Source organism: Ramlibacter sp., from assembly GCF_036676645.1.
Classification (GTDB): Bacteria; Pseudomonadota; Gammaproteobacteria; order Burkholderiales; family Burkholderiaceae_C; genus Ramlibacter.
The window spans coordinates 13,471-30,595 of the sequence record NZ_JAKFCM010000056.1; the positions used below are offsets into that span (position 1 = coordinate 13,471).

Consider the following 17,125-nt stretch of genomic DNA (forward strand, 5'->3'; position numbering starts at 1 on the left):
CTTTCAATCCGGCCGGGTGCTAAGAGATAATTGAGTCTTCTCTAGCGAGGTGGCCGTATGGCGAAGTCCTTGGAGCAACTGATATCGGACCGCAGACGAGTCCTCCAGAATCAGTACGCTTACTTGACCGAGCTCGAAGAAATAGCAGAACTCAAGGCTTCGAAGCTCATTTACGAGAACCCGTACGCTCACGAGGATGACTTGAACCGGCTAACGAAGTCGGTCAGTCGATTCGACGGGATTGACATCGGCACTCCGATTGAAATTCAGGCAGCAAAGCCACGTAGGCGCACCGATGAAGAGATCGAACAATTGGCGCGGAGGCTGCAGATCCGCATCTGGGAGCGGCGCTCTGAGTTTTTTCAACGAGGGAAGCTGATCGACCCACTTGATGCGCTTGATCCTGTTATCGCCTTCAAGTTGCTTGACTACGAGGTTGAAATCACAGGCGCACTGGGCCTACATCCCAAAGCTGGCGACGCCGCCTCAAACGTTGCGGGAATAATCGATAAGCCAAACCGAAAGGTGTTGCTCTCTAGCGGCTTTCCTGCATCGGTCCGCAATTTCACCGCCGCTCATGAACTCGGTCATGCAGTCATGCACGATTTCGTTGGGCTGCATCGCGACAGACCTCTAGATGGCACCAGCGGGAGCCAAGATCCTCAAGAGCGTGAAGCAGAGAAGTTCGCCGCGTACTTCCTTATGCCGCGCAAGTTGCTGACCAAAGTATTCGAGAGCATCTTCGGAAACGGCCCGTTTGAGCTTACTGACGAAACCCGGTTCGCCTTAGCTGGAGCACTGCCGAGAGAGAGTCGGTGGCAGCCAAGAAATCGCCGGGAAATCTCACGGGTTCTTGCGTCCACCCCCGTTTTCAATGGGGTCAACATTCTGCCGTTGATGACTCAGTTCCGAGTATCGAAGGAAGCCATGGCTATCCGACTCGAGCAATTGGCTTTGCTTCGTTGAAGCCAGTTGATTTGATCCAGGCACGGCCTTTTCTTCTTTTCAGATGACATACGCGATACAGAAGGCTTCAATTCGACCGGAGGCCCAACGCCCGATTCGAAGGCAGTACGAAGACTTCATGCGCCATGTGTACACGCATGGCACGCCCAAGACCGACCGCACCGGCACCGGCACGCGCAGCGTGTTCGGCTACCAGATGCGCTTCGATCTGAACGAGGGCTTTCCGCTGGTGACCACCAAGAAGGTGCACCTGAAGTCCATCATCCACGAGCTGCTCTGGTTCCTGGAGGGCTCCAGCGACAACAACCGGCTGCGCGAGCGCGGCGTGACGATCTGGGACGAATGGGCGCGCGAGGACGGCGACCTCGGCCCTGTCTACGGCGTGCAGTGGCGCAGCTGGCCGGCGCCGGACGGCGGCCACGTCGACCAGATCGCCGAAGCGGTGAAGACGATCCGGACCAACCCCGATTCACGCCGCATCATCGTCAGCGCCTGGAACGTGGCCGACCTGCCGAAGATGGCGCTGGCGCCCTGCCACGCCTTCTTCCAGTTCTACGTGGCTGACGGCAAGCTGTCCTGCCAGCTGTACCAGCGCAGCGCCGACATCTTCCTGGGCGTGCCCTTCAACATCGCCAGCTACGCGCTGCTGACGCACATGATGGCGCAGCAGTGCGAACTGGGCGTGGGCGACTTCATCTGGACCGGCGGCGACTGCCACATCTACAGCAACCACCACGAGCAGGTGGAGCTGCAGCTCTCGCGCGACCCGTTTCCCTATCCAGTGCTGAACATCCGGCGCAAGCCGGCTTCGATCTTCGACTACGAATACGAGGACTTCGAGGTGCTGGACTACCGGTGCCACGGGGCGATCAAGGCGCCGGTGGCGGTATGAAGCTCGGCCTGATCTATGCCCGCGCGCGCAATGGCGTGATCGGCAAGGACGGCGTCCTGCCCTGGCACCTGCCGGAGGACCTGGCGCACTTCCGCAAGGTCACCCTGGGCTCGCCGGTGATCATGGGCCGCAAGACCTGGGATTCGCTGCCGGAGCGCTTCCGGCCGCTGCCGGGGCGGGCGAACGTGGTCGTCACGCGCCAGCCGGGCTGGTCGGCCCCGGGCGCCGTGCGGGCCGGCTCGCTGGCCGAGGCGGTGACGTTGTGCGAGCCGGCGGTGCACGCCTGGGTGATCGGCGGCGCCGAGATCCTGCGCGAGGCCATGCCGCTGGCGCAGGTGGCGGAGGTGACCGAGATCGACACGGACTTCGAAGGCGACGTGCGCGCGCCGGCGCCTGGGAACGGCTGGATCGAGCTGCAGCGGACCGAGCAGACCTCGGCCAAGGGGCTGCGGTTCGCCTTCGTGACGTACGGGCGCGGGATCGCGACCGAGTAGCGCGATGAAGATCACCACCTGGAACGTCAATTCGCTCACGGCCCGCCTGCAGCACGTGCTGGACTGGCTGGCCGCCAACCCGGTCGACGTGCTGTGCCTGCAGGAGCTCAAGCTCACGGACGACAAGTTCCCGCTGGAGGCGATCCGCGAGGCCGGCTACCCGCACTGCGCGGTGTTCGGGCAGAAGACCTACAACGGCGTGGCCATCCTCAGCCGCACGCCGGTGCGCGACATCGCGAAGAACATCGCGGGCTTCGAGGACGAGCACTCGCGCGTGATCGCCGCCACGGTGGACGCGCCGCCAGGCGAGCTGCGACTGGTCAACGGCTACTTCGTCAACGGCCAGGCGCCGGGCACGGAGAAGTTCGCCTACAAGATGAACTGGCTGGGCGGACTGAACGCCTATGTCGACGGGGAGCTGAAGCGGCATCCGCGGCTGGTGCTGCTGGGCGACTTCAACATCGCGCCGGAAGACCGCGACAGCTGGGACCCGGACGGCCTGCGCGACACCATCCACCACACCCGCGAGGAGCGCGACCACTTCCAGCGGCTGCTCGGGCTGGGGCTGTGCGACAGCTTCCGCCTGTTCGAACAGCCCGACAAGAGCTTCAGCTGGTGGGACTACCGGATGCTGGGCTACCAGAAGAACCGCGGCGTGCGCATCGACCACATCCTGGTGAGCCAGGCCCTGCGGCCGCAGGTGAAGGGTTGCCGCATCGACCGCGCGCCGCGCAAGTGGAAGCAGCCCAGCGACCATGCGCCGGTGACGCTGGAGATCTGAGCCGCCTCATCCCCGTCGGCGCGTGCCCGGCGAGGGTCAATGCAGCTGGACCACTTCGGGGTCGTCGGCGTGTTCCAGCAGCAGGCGCCGCACGCGGTCCTGCCACAGGGTCCCGAACAGCTCGACCTGCTGCGGACTGGCACGACCGGTCATGCACAACATCATCAACTCGCGCACGCGGGGATCCCCGCCGACGCGCTCCGCGCGCGAGGACACCGACACGGCCCGGCCATCGTCCACCCGCGTGAAGCGCAGCTGGCTTTCGATCGGCGCCTCGTAAGCCAGCAACCGGCGGCGGTCGAACCGCCCGCCGAGGCCCTTGAAGCCGGTGTCCACGGTGACGCCGGTGACCAGCGAAACGACATTGGCGATGACGCCCGTCACGCCCTCCTGCGCCGGCTCACGCAGCTCCACGCGCACGCCGCCGCGCTCGGGCAGATCGTCGCCGTAGAGGCCGCGCAGGGCGGCGCGGGTCATGAGCCAGGCCGATGCCACGGTCGGGCAGGAGTGGCCGGCCAGCCGCACCGCGTCGGCATAGCGGTACTGCAGCACGCCGCCGGCCGCGGCACCGAGGAATTGCGCGAGCGGGTCGCGCATCCGGATGACGGGAGCCGCGTCGAAGAAGGCGGGAAACGCCTCCGGAGTCGGATCCATGGCGCCCTCAATGCACCACGAAGTCGATCACGATCTCGCCCGGCTCGCGTCGGCGGTACTCGATGGCGACGCGCTCGCCGTAGCGCGCCTGCAGTTGCGCCAGCAGCGGCAGCGGGTCGTGGTCGTTGAAGAACCGCATCGTCTCGCCCGGCTGCAGCGCGTCCAGCGCACCGAAGATGGCCGCGTGGCGGAAGCGCTTGGCGATGCCGCGGGCATCGAAGGGATACAGGGCGTCGGGCGAGAGGTGCTGGTGGGGTTGCGACATTGGAATCCTAAAAGATGCATTGATGGTGCATCTATTATGTGGATCCCGGCGCAGCAGGAGAAGGCATTCCCGCGGGCGCGTCGCGGGCTTCGCGCCGCAACGCCACCGGGCTTCAGGCCCGTACCGTGCGCGGGCGCTGCGACGGCACGGGGCGCGCTGCGCGCCGGGCCGTGCGAACCCTGGCGGGCGCCGGCGCGTCCTCGTTGGCCGGCGCGGTGGCGCGCACCCGGATCACCACGCCGGCCCCGGCCTCGCCGGGCGTCACCGGCGGCAGCACCAGGTCGGCCAGGGTGGCGCCATCCAGTTCACGGAAGTAGGCGGCCAGTGCGCCATCCAGCAGGTGCTTCATGCGGCAGGTGGGCGAGATCGCACAGGTGTTGGTGGCGTCGTCGAAGCACTCGACCAGCCGGAAGTCGGTTTCCGCCGCGCGCACCACGTCGCCGATGCCGATGTCCTCGGGCTTCTTCATCAACTGCACGCCGCCGCCGCGCCCGCGCATGGTGGCCAGCAGGCCCTGGCGGCCCAGGTCGCTGACGATCTTCATCAGGTGGTTGCGCGAGACGCCGTGCCGCTCGGCCATCTCGGCGATGGTGACGAGCCGGCCGGGGTTGGACGCGCAGTACATCAGCACGCGCAAGGTGTAGTCGGTGTATTCGGCCAGGCGCACGGGAGTCTCTCTAGTCAGGGGTGCCAGTGCCCCTTGCCTTGCAATCCGGGTCCGGCACCTGCGGTTCCTTGCGCCACGGGCTTGCTTCGCGTCGCGCGGCGCTTTAAGATGCACGCATTCTGCATCTTTTTGACCGGGCGATCAATCCCGGTCATCCCGACCGTGACACTACCCCCGATCGCCATCGCGCCTGCCCAGCCACCCGCCGCCCCAGCGCCGACCGGCGCGCCGCTGCTGCGGCTGGGATTCCGCCCCTTCTATCTCGGCGCCGCGGCGCTGGCGGCGATCGCGGTCCCGTTGTGGATCGGCCTGTTCCTCGGCCAGGTGCGACTGGACATGGCGATTGCGCCCATGCTGTGGCATGCGCACGAGATGCTGTTCGGCTTCGCGATCGGGGTGATCGTCGGCTTCCTGCTGACCGCCGGGAGGGCCTGGACCGGTCTGGAGACGCTGCGCGGCCCGGCACTGGGCGCCGTGGCCGGGCTGTGGCTGGCGGCCCGGCTGGCTGCGGTGGCCGCGCCCTACCCCGTCTATGCGGCGCTCGACGTGGCGCTGCTGCCGGTGATCGCCGCCGTGTTCGCGCGCGTCCTGCTGAAGGCGAAGAACCGGCGCAACCTGCCGCTGGCGGGCATCCTGCTGCTGCTGGCCCTGGCCAACCTGTGCTTTCACCTGGCGGCGCTGGGTGTCGTCGAACTGTCGCCGCTGGCCCCGCTGCATGCCGCGCTCGGGCTGATCGTGCTGATCATCCACGTGATGGCCGGCCGGGTGGTGCCGGCGTTCACGGCCAATGCCACGCCGGGCCTGAAGATCGCGCCGGCCCCCCGGCTGGGCTGGGCCGCCTTCGCGGCGACGGCGCTCGCGCTGGTGCTGTGGGTGTTCGCCGCGCCGGGCACCGCCACCGGCCTGGCCTTTGCCGCGGCCGCCGTGCTGCAGGCGATGCGGCAGTCGCGCTGGGCCCCGGGGGTGACGCTCAAGCGCCCCATCCTGTGGATCCTGCACCTGTCCTACGCCTGGCTGCCGCTCGGCCTGGCGCTGCTGGCGCTGGCGCAGTTCGGCTGGGTGGCCGCCTCGCTCGGCCTGCATGCGCTGGCAGTGGGCCTGATCGGCGGCCTGATCATCGGCATGATCACCCGCACCGCCCGCGGCCACACGGGCCGGCCGCTGCAGGTCTCGCGGCCCGAGGTCGCGGCCTACCTGCTGGTGATGGCGGCTGCGGTGCTGCGGGTGCTGCTGCCGCTGGCGGCGCCGCAGGCCTACACGCTGGCGCTGGGCGCGGCATCGCTCGCGTGGGCGGCCGCCTTCCTCGTCTACCTGTGGATCTACGCACCCTGGCTGGTGCGCACCCGGCTGGACGGCAAGGACGGCTGACCGGATGCGGACGCCCGACCACGCGGAGGACTGGGATCCGCGCGATTCCTCCGTGCAGGACGACCAGCTGGCGGGCTACGACCGCATGCGCCGCCGGTGCCCGGTGGCGCACAGCGACTACCTGCAGTGGTCGCTGTTCCGCCACGCCGACGTGGTGCAGGTCCTGCACGACCCCGACACCTTCGGCAATGCCGTGTCGGCCCATGTCTCCATTCCCAACGGCATGGACCCGCCGGAGCACACGCCCTGGCGGGCACTGGTCGAGCCCTACTTCGCACCGGAACGACTGTCCGTCTTCGAGCCGGTGGCGCGCGCCATCGCCCGCGAGCAGGTGCGCGCGCTGCCCGCCGGCGAGCTGGAATGGATGGACGCCTTCGCGCACGACACCGCGGTGCGGCTGCTGTGCGCGTACATGGACTGGGACGCCGGGCTGCACCAGCCCCTGCGCGACTGGATGCGGCGCAGCCAGGCGGCCACGCGGGCCGGCGATCGCAGCGCGCTGGCAGCCGTTGCCTTCGAGTTCGACGGCCACATCCGCGGGCAGATGGAACTGCGCCGCGGCGACGACCCACGGCGGCGCGATGACCTGACCAGCCGGCTGATGCGCGAGACGCTGCAGGGCCGCCCGCTGGCGGACGAGGAGCTGGTCAGCATCCTGCGCAACTGGACGGTGGGCGAGCTGGGTACCCTGGCATCCTGCCTGGGCATCCTGCCCGCCTACCTGGCGGCGCACCCCGACCTGCAACGGCGGCTGCGCGCCGATCCCGCCTTGCTGCGCGCCGCGATCGACGAGATCCTGCGCATCCACCCACCCCTGATCGCCAACCGGCGCGTGGTGCACCGGCCCGGGCGCGTCGGCGACCGTGCATTCGCGCCCGGCGAGCGGATCACCCTGATGTGGGCCTCGGCCAACCGTGACGAGGCGGTGTTCGGCGACCCGGACGAATGCCGGCTCGATCGCGATCCCTCGCTCAACCTGCTGTACGGCGCAGGGGTGCACGTCTGCCCCGGCGCGGAGCTATCGCGCCTGCAACTGCGGGTGGTGATGGAAGAACTGCTGGCCGGAACGCGCGGCTTGGCCAGGGTGGCCGGCCGGGAGCCGGTGCACGCCCACTACCCGGGCAGCGGCTATTCGCAGCTGCCGTTGCTCGTGGAGAGGTGAGCGCGACAGGCAGGAGTCACCGCGGGCTCGCCGCCAGTGTGTCATGCCGGGCCCGGCCCGGCATCCGTCACCGGGGGCCCGGGCAAGGTTCCCGCGTGTTCGGGCCGCAGGAGGTGGATCCCGGCCTGCGCCGGCCTGCGCCGGGATGGCATGAGTCTCAAGCCCCGCGCGAGAACGCGATGAAGCTCGCCAGCGTGGCATCGATCCGGCGCACCGCGCCCAGGGTGCCGCTGTCCGGCTCCTGGCTCAGGTCGATGACGGCCACGCCCAGGCCGTGGTCGGTTTCCAGGTGCAGCTGCGTGACGTTCAGCGCCGCGGCCGCCAGCACGCCATTGAGCTGCGACATCACGCCCGGCTGGTCGCGGTGCAGGTGCACCAGGCGCGCCGCGCCACGCACCGGGCCGGCGCCCAGCTCGGGCAGGTTCACGCTGCCGCGCACCGCGCCCAGCATCAGGTAGTCGCGCAGCTTCTCGGAGACCTCCACGCCCAGGTTGCGCTGCGCCTCCACGGTGGAGCCGCCCACGTGCGGGGTCAGGATGACGTTGTCCAGCTCGCGCAGCGGCGACTCGAAGGTGTGCGCGGCCGACGCCGGCTCAACCGGGAACACGTCGATGGCGGCGCCGCGCAAGGGGCCCTTCGACAGGGCGGCATGCAGCGCATCGATGTCCACCGCCTGGCCGCGCGCCAGGTTGATCAGCACCGCGTCTTCCTTCATCTGCGCCAGGCGCCCGGCGTCGATCAGGTGCCGGGTCTGCGGCGTCTGCGGCACGTGCAGCGTCACCACGTCGGCCTCCTGCAGCAGGGCCTGCAGGCTGGCGGCCGGCCGGGCATTGCCCAGCGGCAGCTTGGCCTCCACGTCGTGGAAGACGACGCGCATCCCGATCGACTCGGCCAGCAGCCCGGTCTGGGTGCCGATCTTGCCGTAGCCCACGATGCCCAGCGTCTTGCCGCGGATCTCGTTGGAGCGCTTGGCGTCCTTGAGCCACTGCCCGCGGCGCGCGGCGGCCTGGCGCTCGGGGATGCGGCGCAGCAGGTGGATGGCATGGCCGATCACCAGCTCCGCCACGGAGCGGGTGTTGGAGAACGGACCATTGAAGATCGCCACGCCGCGCTCGGCAGCCGTCTTCAGGTCGATGTTGTTGGTGCCGGTGCAGTAGGCGCCGACGGCGCGCAGCCGGGGGGCCGCCTCGAGTGCCTTTGCATCGAGCTGGGTGCGCGAGCGCAGGCCGAGAAGATCGACATCGGCCAGCAGTTCCTTGAGTTCCGCCGCATCGGGCGCATGCTTGAGCCGGCGGATCTGCACGCCGGGCAGCACTTCCAGCACCGGATCGGCACTGGCATGGACGTCTTCGAGCAGCAGGATGTTCAGGGTCATCGAATCATCAATCGGGAGTTGGGGAAACGGGGGGCGCGCTCACATGCCGAGCGCCAGCTGGGCGGCTTCGGACATGCGGGAGCGGTCCCAGGGCGGGTCGAACACCATGTCGACCTTGACCTCGCCCACGCCCTTGAGCGCCAGCACCTTGTCGGCCACTTCGTTGGCCAGCGCCTCGCCCATGCCGCAGCCCGGCGCCGTGAGCGTCATCTGGATGTCCACCTGGCTGCGACCGTCGTCCATGGGCGTCAGCTCGCAGGAATAGACCAGGCCCAGTTCGACGATGTCGACCGGAATCTCGGGGTCGTAGCAGGTCCCGAGCGTGCGCCAGATGCGCGTTTCCAGGTCGGTGTCGTCATCCTCGGCCTGCTCCGCCGCCGGCGGCTCCTTGCCGATCGCATCGGCATCGCTGCCCTTCAGGCGCACCATCTGGCCGTCGACCACCAGCGTGAAGTTGCCCCCCAGCGACTGGGTGATCTGGCCCATCATGCCGGCGTCCAGCTCGATCGGGTTGCCGTAGGGCACCAGCTCCACCATCACCGGACGGCGGAATATCACGGTTTCGCGCGGGGCTCTCATGGCGCGGGCTCCTCCAGCGTGGCGACCGTGGTCTCGCCGGCGGGCTGCTGCAGCGCATGCATCAGCGCATGCCAGCCGAGCAGCGCGCACTTGATGCGGCTGGGGTACTGGCGCACGCCGGCCAGGCTGACCAGCTTGCCGAGCGACGTCTCCTCCGCGTCGGCCTCGCCGGTCAGCACGGCCCGGAAGCGCCGCTGCAGGTCTTCGGCCACCTGCCGGTCGCGGCCATGGACGGCCTCGGTCATCATCGAAGTCGAGGCGATGCAGATGGCGCAGCCCTGGCCGGTGAAGCGGATGTCCTTCACCGCGTCGCCCTCCATCTGCAGCTGCACCTGGATGTCGTCGCCGCAGGTCGGGTTGCGCCCGCGCGCCTCGTGCGTGGGCTCGGCCAGCTTGCCGAAGTGGCGCGGCGCGCGCTTGTGCTCCAGCACCAGGTCCTGGTAGAGGTCGTCGATGGGCTCGCTCACCGCAGCACCTCCAGCGCATGGGCGACGGCTTCGGCCAGGCGCTCGACTTCCTCGTGCGTGTTGTAGACGGCGAAGGACGCGCGCGTGGTCGGGCCTATGCCCAGGCACTCCAGCAGGGGCTGGGCGCAGTGGTGGCCGGTGCGCACGGCGATGCCGCGCCGGTCCAGCAGCGTGCCCAGGTCGTGCGGGTGCGCGTCGTCGGCGACGAAGGACGCGATGGCCGAGCGATCGGCGCCGGGCGACAGCACGCGCAGGCCCTTCAGCGCGGACAGCAGGGACACGGCATGGGCGCGCAGCGCGCGCACATGGGCGTCGATCGCCTCGCGGCCGATCGAATCGATCCAGTCGGCGGCGGCCGCCATTCCGACCGCGCCGCCCACGTTGGGCGTGCCGCCTTCCAGCCGCGCCGGCAATTCGGCAAACGTCGCGTCCTGCTCGTTGACCCACTCGACCATGTCGCCGCCCAGGCGCAGCGGTGCCAGCCGCTCCAGCGCCGCGCGCCGGCCGGCCAGCGCGCCCGTGCCCATGGGCCCGTACATCTTGTGGCCGGAGAAGGCCATGAAGTCGCAGGCCAGGCCCGCCAGGCGCGGCACCTCGTGCGCCACCGCCTGCGCGGCATCCAGCACCGTCAGCGCGCCCGCCTCGGCCGCCATCGACAGCAGCACCTCGAACGGCGGACGCTCGCCGGTGGCATTGGCACAGGCGGTGATGGCGAAGACGCGGGTGCGCGGACCCAGCAGCCGGGCCAGGTCATCGACATGCAGCCGGCCTTGCGCGTCCGGCCGCAGCACGTGCAGCTTCGCGCCGCTGCGGCGCGCGGCAGCCTGCCAGGGCACCAGGTTGGCGTGGTGCTCCAGCGCGCTGGCCACGATCTCGTCGCCCGGCTGCAGCACGGCGCGGCCCAGCCCGGTGTCGGACAGGCCGTGGGCCACCAGGTTCAGCGCCTCGGTGGTGCCGGAAGTGAACACCAGCTCGTGCGACGGGCCCGCGCCGATGAAGCGCTTGAGGGTATCGCGCGCCCGGTCGAAGGCTTCCGTCGAGCGCTGGCTGAGCGTGTGCACGCCGCGGTGGATGTTGGCGCGGCTGCCGGTCTCGAACGCCTGCATCGCGTCGATCACCGCCTGCGGCATGTGGGTGGTCGCGGCGTTGTCCAGGTACGCCAGCGGCGCGCCGTTGATGCGTTGCGCCAGTCCGGGGAACTGCCCGGCGTGCGCGCCTTCGAGCAACCGGTCACCCATGGGCGGTCTCCTTCGCTTGCGATGCGGCGAGGTGGCGCGCCACCGCTTCCGTCAACGCGGCGTCCAGGCGCAAGGCCTCGGGCAGCCCCGCCTCGTCGACGCCGCGTGCCAGTGCCGCGCGGGCCAGCCCTTCCAGGATCAGCGCCTTGGCGGCGCCCTCGTCCAGGCCGCGCTGGCGGGCGAAGAACAGGGCTTCCTCCGGCAGCGCGCCCCAGGTGGCGCCGTGCGAGGCCTGCACCTGGTCGTGGTGGATCTCGAGGTGCGGGCGCAGCACGATGCGCGGCTGTCCGGCGGTGGGGATGCCGGCCAGCTTCTGCCGGGCCTCGGCTTCGTCGCAGCCGGGTGCCATGTGGGTCAGCGCGTTGCCGATCACGCGCGCGGCGCCGCTGGCCAGCGCCAGCACTTCGGCGCCGCTGCGGGTCTGGGGCGCGGCATGGCGCGAGATGATCTGCTGCTCCAGCGTGTTGCCGGCAACCAGCAGCACGCCGTCGATGCGTGCGGCGGCCCGGGCGCCCTGCAGGACCACCTTGTTGCGCTGCAGGTGGTAGTCGCTGCCGGTGGCCAGCAGTGCCTGGGCGTACTGTGCGTCCTCGGCCAGGCGCGCGTGCAGGTGGTGGGCGATGCGGTCGGACCGGCCGGCGGGCACGTGGCGCAGGTGCTGCAGCCGGGCGCTGCGCGCCAGCTGCACGTGCACCTGCAGGTTCTGCACCAGTGCGCCGGCGGTGGGCGCGGCATGCGATTCCATCAGCACGCAGGAGGCACCGGGCGCCAGCTCGATCAGCAGCAGCGGCGCTTCGACGGCGGCGGTCGGCGCCCGGTCGAGCCGCAGGAAACTCTCGCCGGCGGCGATGCGCAGGCGCAGGCCCGCGCGCACCAGCGCGCGGTGGGCCCACGCAAAGGGGGCGGCTTCGTCGTCGCCCGGCGCGGGCAGCGATGCGAACAGCTCCGCACGCTGGGCCGCGTCGGCGGCATCGAACCAGCGCGCCTCCACGGCACCGGCCGTCGTGCCGGCCAGCGCCTGCAGGGTCCAGCCGTCCTCGAGCGCGGCCGCGACCGGCTGCGCCTCGCCGCCCAGCCAGACCCCGGCGGGCGGCGGCGCAAGATGCCGGAAGGCCTCGGCCTTCTTCGGGATCCAGCCGTGCGATTCGAGGTGCCTGCGCGCGGCCAGCGCGTCGGTGGGAGCGCCGTTGGCCATGGCTCAGGCCTCCACCGGAGCCGGCTGGCGGGCGTAGCCGGTGCGCGCGATCTCGCGCGCCAGTTCCAGCCCGCCGGTCTGGGCGATGCGCCCGTCGGCCAGCCGCAGCACCGAGTCGGGCTGCAGGGATTCGATCATCTGCAGGTAGTGCGACACGATCAGGAAGGCGGTGCCCTGCTGGCGCAGCGAAGCGATCAGTTCGACCACGGCGCGCACGCCGTCGACGTCCATGCCCGAGTCGATCTCGTCCAGGATCGCCAGCTTGGGCTTGAGCAGCGCGAGTTGCAGCAGCTCGTTGCGCTTGCGCTCGCCGCCGGAGAAGCCGTCGTTCACCGGCCGGCCCAGCATGGATTCGGGCAATCCGACCCGCTTGGCCGAGCCGCGCGCCTGGCCGAGGAAGTCGAAGGCATCCAGCGGCGCCTCGCCGCGCGACTCGCGCACGGCATTCATCGCGGTGCGGATGAACAGGTTGTTCTTCACGCCCGGGATTTCGGGCGGCGCCTGGAACGACAGGAACAGGCCGGCCCGCGCGCGCTGCTCGACGTTCAGGGCCAGCAGGTCCGAGCCGGCGAAGGAGGCGCTGCCACCCTGGACCTGGTAGCGCGGATGGCCGGCCAGTGCCAGGCCGAGCGTGCTCTTGCCGCTGCCGTTGGCGCCCATCAGGACCGCCACCGAGCCGGGCTGGATCGCCAGCGACGCGCCGCGCAGCACTTCGCGTTCGCCGATCGCGACGCGCAACTCCTGGACCTGCAGCACGGGTTGGTTCGTGTTCATTCGATTGTCTTCCCGGAAATTCGTATCTGACCTCAATTAACCGACGGCGCCTTCGAGCGACACGGCGAGCAGCGAGCGCGCCTCCAGCGCGAACTCCATCGGCAGTTCCTCCAGCACCGACTGGCAGAAGCCGCCGACGATGAGGGCGGTGGCTTCCTGCGCGTCCAGGCCGCGCTGCTGGCAGTAGAACAGGCGCTCCTCGGAGATGCGGGTGGTGGTGGCTTCGTGCTCGACCACGGCGTCGTCGCGCGCGGCCTCGACATAGGGGAAGGTATGTGCCCCGCACTGGGAGCCGATCAGCAGCGAGTCGCACTGCGTGTGGTTGCGCGCGCCCACCGCCGTGGGCCCCATGCGCACCAGGCCGCGGTAGCTGTTGTGCGCGTGGCCGGCGCTGATGCCCTTGGAGACGATCCGGCTGGTGGTGTTGGGCCCCAGGTGGATCATCTTGGTGCCGGTGTCGGCCTGCTGGAAGTGGTTGGACACGGCGATCGAGTGGAACTCGCCGCTGGAGCCCTCGCCGCGCAGCACCACGCTGGGGTATTTCCAGGTGATGGCCGAGCCGGTCTCGACCTGGGTCCACGAGATGCGCGAGCGCTTGCCGGCCGCCAGCCCGCGCTTGGTCACGAAGTTGTAGATGCCGCCGCGGCCGCGCTCGTCGCCCGGATACCAGTTCTGCACCGTCGAATACTTGATGCGGGCGTCGTCGTGCGCAACCAGCTCCACCACCGCCGCATGCAACTGGTTCTCGTCGCGCTGCGGCGCGGTGCAGCCTTCCAGGTAGCTCACTTCGCTGCCCGCTTCGGCGATGATCAGCGTGCGCTCGAACTGGCCGGTATTGCGGGCGTTGATGCGGAAGTAGGACGACAGCTCCATCGGGCAGCGCACGCCGGCCGGTACATAGACGAACGAGCCGTCGGAGAACACCGCCGAATTGAGCGCCGCGTAGAAGTTGTCGCCCTGCGGCACCACGGTGCCGAGGTAACGCTCGACCAGCTCGGGGTGGTTCTCCACGGCATGCGAGAACGAACTGAAGATCACCCCGACTTCGGCCAGCTTCTCGCGGAAGGTGGTGCCCACCGAGACGCTGTCGAACACCGCGTCCACCGCCACGCCGGCCAGCCGGGCGCGCTCGTGCAGCGGCACGTTCAGCTTCTCGTAGGTTTCCAGCAGCTTCGGGTCGACTTCGTCCAGGCTCTTGGGGCCGTCCTTCAGCGACTTGGGCGCGGAGTAGTAGGACAGGGCCTGGAAGTCGACCGGCTCCATGCGCAGGTAGGCCCAGTCGGGCACCTCCATCTTGCGCCAGCGCTCGAACGCGGCCAGCCGCCAGCGCAGCAGGAACTCGGGTTCGCGCTTGCGGCGCGAGATCTCGCGCACCACGTCCTCGTCCAGGCCGGGCGGCAGGGAGTCGGATTCGATCTCGGTGACGAAGCCATGCCGGTAGGGCTGGGCCAGCGCCTGCGCCAGTGCATCGGGTTGCTCAGCAGGGGTCGTATCCATAACATGCATTATCGGTGCATCTTATTGCCACTGCAGGCTGCGGCCCTACCAGGCATGGGGAGATGGAGTCGCCCCCACAGCCCATCCCGGCCCTGCCTCACGAAACGGGCAGGGAGATGTGGGTCAATTGTCGTCCAGGCCGAGTTCCTGGATCTTGCGGGTGATGGTGTTGCGCCCGATGCCGAGCTTGTGCGCCGCTTCGATGCGGCGGCCGCGCGTGAGCGCCAGCGCGGTGAGGATCAGCCGCGATTCGAACCGCCGCGTCAGCGCCTCCCAGACGCCCGGCTGGCCGGCCGCCAGCAGTTCGCGCGCTTGCGCCTCCAGCGCGCCTTCCCAGGGCTGCGGCGACGAAGCGGGCCCGCCCTCCGATTCCGCCGACGGCACGGGCACGGCCGCCGAAAGCTGATCCGGCCCCGCGCCGGTCCGGGCCGGCGCGGACGGTGGCTCTGCCGCCGCGCCCGCTTCCGCCGCAGGCCCCACCACCTCGGGGGGGAGGTCCTTGGGCTCGATGAGCTGGGCCGGCGCCATCACGGTCAGCCAGTGGCAGATGTTCTCCATCTGCCGCACGTTGCCGGGAAAGGCGAACGACGACAGCCGCGCCAGGGCGGCATCCGAGATGCGCTTGGGCTCCACCCCGAGCTGCTGCGCCGACTGCTGCAGGAAATGCCGCGCCAGCATGGGGATGTCGTCGCGCCGCTCGCGCAGGGCCGGCAGGCGCAGGCGGATCACGTTCAGGCGGTGGAACAGGTCCTCGCGGAAGGCGCCCTCCCGGACCCGCTGCTCCAGGTCCTGGTGGGTGGCGGCGATCACCCGCACGTTGGCCTTCACCGGGCTGTGCCCGCCGACGCGGTAGAAGTGCCCGTCGGACAGCACGCGCAGCAGGCGCGTCTGCAGGTCGAAGGGCATGTCGCCGATCTCGTCGAGGAACAGCGTGCCGCCGTCGGCCTGTTCGAAGCGCCCGCGGCGCAGCGCCTGGGCGCCGGTGAAGGCCCCGCGCTCGTGGCCGAACAGCTCGCTTTCCAGCAGGTCCTTGGGGATGGCGGCGGTGTTGATCGCCACGAAGGGGCCCTCGGCGCGCGGTGAGTGCCGGTGCAGCGCGCGTGCCACCAGTTCCTTGCCGGTGCCGGACTCGCCGGTGACCAGCACCGTCACGTTGCTTTGCGACAGCCGCCCGATGGCGCGGAACACGTCCTGCATGGCGGGCGCCTGCCCGAGCATCTCGGGCGCCTGCTCCATGCGCTCCTGCGCGACCTGCTCGCGCTGGCTCTCCTGCACCGCGCGCCGGATCAGTTCGACCGCATGCGGCACGTCGAAGGGCTTGGGCAGGTACTCGAAGGCGCCCCCCTGGAAGGCGGCCACTGCGCTGTCCAGGTCGGAGAACGCGGTCATCACGATCACCGGCAGGCCGGGGCGCTTCTCCCTGACCTTGTTCAGCAGTTCCAGCCCGCTGCCGCCCGGCATGCGGATGTCGCTGATCAGGATCTGCGGACCGGGCTCGCCGGCGCCCTCCAGCGCCTGCAGCACCTCGCCGGCATGCGTGAAGCTGCGCGTGGGCAGTTCCTCGCGCAGCAGGGCCTTCTCCAGCACGAAGCGGATGGAGGGGTCATCGTCAACGATCCAGATCGGCTTCATGTGTCGCAGTCACCTCCGGGTGGCGGTCTCAGGGCAGCGGAATCAGGATCTTGAAGTCGGTCCTGCCCGGGGCGCTGTCGCATTCGATCGAGCCATGGTGCTGCTGCACGATCGTTTGCGCCAGTGTCAGCCCCAATCCCGAGCCGCCTTCCCGCCCCGACACCAGCGGGTAGAAGATGCGGTCCCTGAGCGACGGGGGCACGCCCGGCCCGTTGTCGATCACATGCAATTCCAGTGCCAGCCGGTACCGCTGCCGGCCGAACGTGACCTGGCGGGCCACCCGCGTGCGCAGCACGATCTGCGCGTCGCCGGCCGCGATCCGCCCGGCCAGCGCCTGGCAGGCGTTGTGGGCGATGTTCAGCACGGCCTGGATCAGTTGCTCGCGGTCGCCGCGGAACTCCGGCAGCGAGGCGTCGTAGTCGCGCACCACCGCCAGGCCCCTGGGGAATTCGGCCAGCACCAGCGATCGCACCCGCTCGCAGACCTCGTGGATGTTGACGTCGCCGACCTGCGGCTGGCGCCGGTGCGGCTGCAGCAGGCGGTCGACGAGCGCCTGCAGCCGGTCGGCCTCCCGGACGATGACGCGGGTGTACTCCTTCAGTTCCCGGCCCCGGACCTCCAGCTCCAGCAGCTGGGCCGCGCCGCGGATGCCGCCCAGCGGATTGCGGATCTCGTGCGCCAGGTTGCGCACCAGTTCCTTGTTGGCCTGCGACTGGTCCAGCAGGCGCTGCTCGCGCTCCTGGCGGGCCTGCTGCTCCAGCGGCAGCAGTTCGACCACCACTTCGCCGCGCCGGTCGGTCTGCGCCACCACCACGTGCACCGGGAGCGGGTCGATGCCGTGCCGCAGCAGGCCGGCGTCGTAGCGCAGGGTCGCGAATTCGTTGCTGCCGGCGCCCGCCAGCGCGGTGCGCAGCAGCTGCGGCTCGGTGAAGCAGTCCGGGAAGGGCGAACCCTGGATGCTGCGGCGAGAGATGCCCAGCGCGTCCTCCAGCGCCGCATTGGCGAACAGCGCGGTGCCGTCCGGAGCGACGACCGCCACCAGGGTGGCGAGCAGGTCGAAGGCCTGGAAGCGGGCCTGGCGCGAGGCGGGGGACCTGGGGGAGCGGGGCGCCGTCAAGG

At 70.0% G+C, this 17,125-nt stretch carries 18 protein-coding genes; 6 read left to right on the forward strand and 12 right to left on the reverse strand.

The genetic code is table 11. The annotated features are described in order from the left end of the window. Nucleotides 1–123: 123 nt before the first annotated feature. The 4 genes from V6M57_RS09535 to xth all read left to right on the forward strand — a co-directional run bounded on the left by V6M57_RS09535 (nt 124) and on the right by xth (nt 3,133). Nucleotides 124–966: an ImmA/IrrE family metallo-endopeptidase gene (locus V6M57_RS09535; protein WP_332814752.1), complete on the forward strand. Its 843-nt coding sequence runs from the start codon at nt 124–126 to the stop codon at nt 964–966. 118 nt (nt 967–1,084) lie between these two features. Beyond that, complete coding sequence (locus tag V6M57_RS09540) at nt 1,085–1,858, forward strand: thymidylate synthase (protein ID WP_332814753.1); 774 nt, start codon at nt 1,085–1,087, stop codon at nt 1,856–1,858. Continuing rightward, the gene (locus V6M57_RS09545) at nt 1,855–2,352 is read left to right on the forward strand and encodes a dihydrofolate reductase (protein WP_332814754.1); all 498 of its coding nucleotides are present in this window, start codon (nt 1,855–1,857) and stop codon (nt 2,350–2,352) included. The genes V6M57_RS09540 and V6M57_RS09545 overlap by 4 nt, the downstream gene beginning before the upstream one ends. Nucleotides 2,353–2,356: 4 nt before the next feature. After that, entirely contained in the window at nt 2,357–3,133 is a 777-nt protein-coding gene (gene xth, locus V6M57_RS09550) for an exodeoxyribonuclease III (protein ID WP_332814755.1), read from the forward strand. A 36-nt stretch (nt 3,134–3,169) separates the two neighbouring features. Here xth and V6M57_RS09555 read toward each other — a convergent pair whose 3' ends face one another. The 3 genes from V6M57_RS09555 to V6M57_RS09565 all read right to left on the reverse strand — a co-directional run bounded on the left by V6M57_RS09555 (nt 3,170) and on the right by V6M57_RS09565 (nt 4,719). Further along, nucleotides 3,170–3,787, reverse strand: a complete 618-nt coding sequence (locus tag V6M57_RS09555; RefSeq protein ID WP_332814756.1) for a hypothetical protein — start codon at nt 3,785–3,787, stop codon at nt 3,170–3,172. Between the two features lie 7 nt (nt 3,788–3,794). Then, complete coding sequence (locus tag V6M57_RS09560) at nt 3,795–4,052, reverse strand: DUF2249 domain-containing protein (protein WP_332814757.1); 258 nt, start codon at nt 4,050–4,052, stop codon at nt 3,795–3,797. A 112-nt stretch (nt 4,053–4,164) separates the two neighbouring features. Further along, complete coding sequence (locus V6M57_RS09565; protein ID WP_332814758.1) at nt 4,165–4,719, reverse strand: RrF2 family transcriptional regulator; 555 nt, start codon at nt 4,717–4,719, stop codon at nt 4,165–4,167. 162 nt (nt 4,720–4,881) lie between these two features. On the opposite strand from V6M57_RS09565, the gene V6M57_RS09570 reads away from it, so the two are divergent. Together V6M57_RS09570 and V6M57_RS09575 are read left to right on the forward strand one after the other, a co-directional pair. Then, complete coding sequence (locus V6M57_RS09570; RefSeq protein ID WP_332814759.1) at nt 4,882–6,087, forward strand: NnrS family protein; 1,206 nt, start codon at nt 4,882–4,884, stop codon at nt 6,085–6,087. 4 nt (nt 6,088–6,091) lie between these two features. After that, the gene (locus tag V6M57_RS09575; RefSeq protein ID WP_332814760.1) at nt 6,092–7,249 is read left to right on the forward strand and encodes a cytochrome P450; all 1,158 of its coding nucleotides are present in this window, start codon (nt 6,092–6,094) and stop codon (nt 7,247–7,249) included. Between the two features lie 157 nt (nt 7,250–7,406). Here the strand turns inward: V6M57_RS09575 and serA are convergent, their stop codons facing one another. The 9 genes from serA to glnL form a co-directional block, all read right to left on the reverse strand. Further along, nucleotides 7,407–8,624 (reverse strand): phosphoglycerate dehydrogenase, encoded by a 1,218-nt coding sequence (serA, locus tag V6M57_RS09580; RefSeq protein ID WP_332814761.1) that lies wholly within the window; start codon nt 8,622–8,624, stop codon nt 7,407–7,409. Between the two features lie 39 nt (nt 8,625–8,663). Beyond that, entirely contained in the window at nt 8,664–9,203 is a 540-nt protein-coding gene (gene sufT, locus V6M57_RS09585) for a putative Fe-S cluster assembly protein SufT (RefSeq protein ID WP_332814762.1), read from the reverse strand. Beyond that, nucleotides 9,200–9,670, reverse strand: coding sequence for a Fe-S cluster assembly sulfur transfer protein SufU (gene sufU, locus V6M57_RS09590; RefSeq protein WP_332814763.1), 471 nt, complete (start codon nt 9,668–9,670; stop codon nt 9,200–9,202). Before sufU ends, sufT begins: the two co-directional genes overlap by 4 nt. Then, nucleotides 9,667–10,908 (reverse strand): aminotransferase class V-fold PLP-dependent enzyme, encoded by a 1,242-nt coding sequence (locus V6M57_RS09595; protein WP_332814764.1) that lies wholly within the window; start codon nt 10,906–10,908, stop codon nt 9,667–9,669. Before V6M57_RS09595 ends, sufU begins: the two co-directional genes overlap by 4 nt. Continuing rightward, entirely contained in the window at nt 10,901–12,103 is a 1,203-nt protein-coding gene (locus V6M57_RS09600) for a SufD family Fe-S cluster assembly protein (RefSeq protein WP_332814765.1), read from the reverse strand. Before V6M57_RS09600 ends, V6M57_RS09595 begins: the two co-directional genes overlap by 8 nt. A gap of 3 nt (nt 12,104–12,106) precedes the next feature. After that, nucleotides 12,107–12,877, reverse strand: coding sequence for a Fe-S cluster assembly ATPase SufC (gene sufC, locus V6M57_RS09605; RefSeq protein ID WP_332814766.1), 771 nt, complete (start codon nt 12,875–12,877; stop codon nt 12,107–12,109). Nucleotides 12,878–12,913: 36 nt separating this feature from the next. Continuing rightward, entirely contained in the window at nt 12,914–14,374 is a 1,461-nt protein-coding gene (gene sufB, locus V6M57_RS09610; RefSeq protein ID WP_332814767.1) for a Fe-S cluster assembly protein SufB, read from the reverse strand. A gap of 123 nt (nt 14,375–14,497) precedes the next feature. Then, nucleotides 14,498–16,006 (reverse strand): nitrogen regulation protein NR(I), encoded by a 1,509-nt coding sequence (gene ntrC, locus V6M57_RS09615; RefSeq protein ID WP_332814768.1) that lies wholly within the window; start codon nt 16,004–16,006, stop codon nt 14,498–14,500. Nucleotides 16,007–16,034: 28 nt separating this feature from the next. Then, nucleotides 16,035–17,123 carry a nitrogen regulation protein NR(II) gene (gene glnL, locus V6M57_RS09620; RefSeq protein ID WP_442968802.1) on the reverse strand — a complete coding sequence of 363 codons (1,089 nt, stop codon included), beginning with the start codon at nt 17,121–17,123 and terminating at the stop codon, nt 16,035–16,037. Between the last annotated feature and the right edge of the window lie 2 nt (nt 17,124–17,125).

Bases quoted from the DNA above. Each gene is read 5' to 3' on its own strand.
- V6M57_RS09540 (WP_332814753.1), top strand. From the start codon at position 1,085: ATGCGCCATGTGTACACGCATGGCACGCCCAAGACCGACCGCACCGGC.
- V6M57_RS09545 (WP_332814754.1), top strand. From the start codon at position 1,855: ATGAAGCTCGGCCTGATCTATGCCCGCGCGCGCAATGGCGTGATCGGC.
- xth (WP_332814755.1), top strand. From the start codon at position 2,357: ATGAAGATCACCACCTGGAACGTCAATTCGCTCACGGCCCGCCTGCAG.
- V6M57_RS09555 (WP_332814756.1), bottom strand. From the start codon at position 3,787: ATGGATCCGACTCCGGAGGCGTTTCCCGCCTTCTTCGACGCGGCTCCC.
- V6M57_RS09560 (WP_332814757.1), bottom strand. From the start codon at position 4,052: ATGTCGCAACCCCACCAGCACCTCTCGCCCGACGCCCTGTATCCCTTC.
- V6M57_RS09575 (WP_332814760.1), top strand. From the start codon at position 6,092: ATGCGGACGCCCGACCACGCGGAGGACTGGGATCCGCGCGATTCCTCC.
- serA (WP_332814761.1), bottom strand. From the start codon at position 8,624: ATGACCCTGAACATCCTGCTGCTCGAAGACGTCCATGCCAGTGCCGAT.
- sufT (WP_332814762.1), bottom strand. From the start codon at position 9,203: ATGAGAGCCCCGCGCGAAACCGTGATATTCCGCCGTCCGGTGATGGTG.
- V6M57_RS09595 (WP_332814764.1), bottom strand. From the start codon at position 10,908: ATGGGTGACCGGTTGCTCGAAGGCGCGCACGCCGGGCAGTTCCCCGGA.
- V6M57_RS09600 (WP_332814765.1), bottom strand. From the start codon at position 12,103: ATGGCCAACGGCGCTCCCACCGACGCGCTGGCCGCGCGCAGGCACCTC.
- sufC (WP_332814766.1), bottom strand. From the start codon at position 12,877: ATGAACACGAACCAACCCGTGCTGCAGGTCCAGGAGTTGCGCGTCGCG.
- sufB (WP_332814767.1), bottom strand. From the start codon at position 14,374: ATGGATACGACCCCTGCTGAGCAACCCGATGCACTGGCGCAGGCGCTG.
- ntrC (WP_332814768.1), bottom strand. From the start codon at position 16,006: ATGAAGCCGATCTGGATCGTTGACGATGACCCCTCCATCCGCTTCGTG.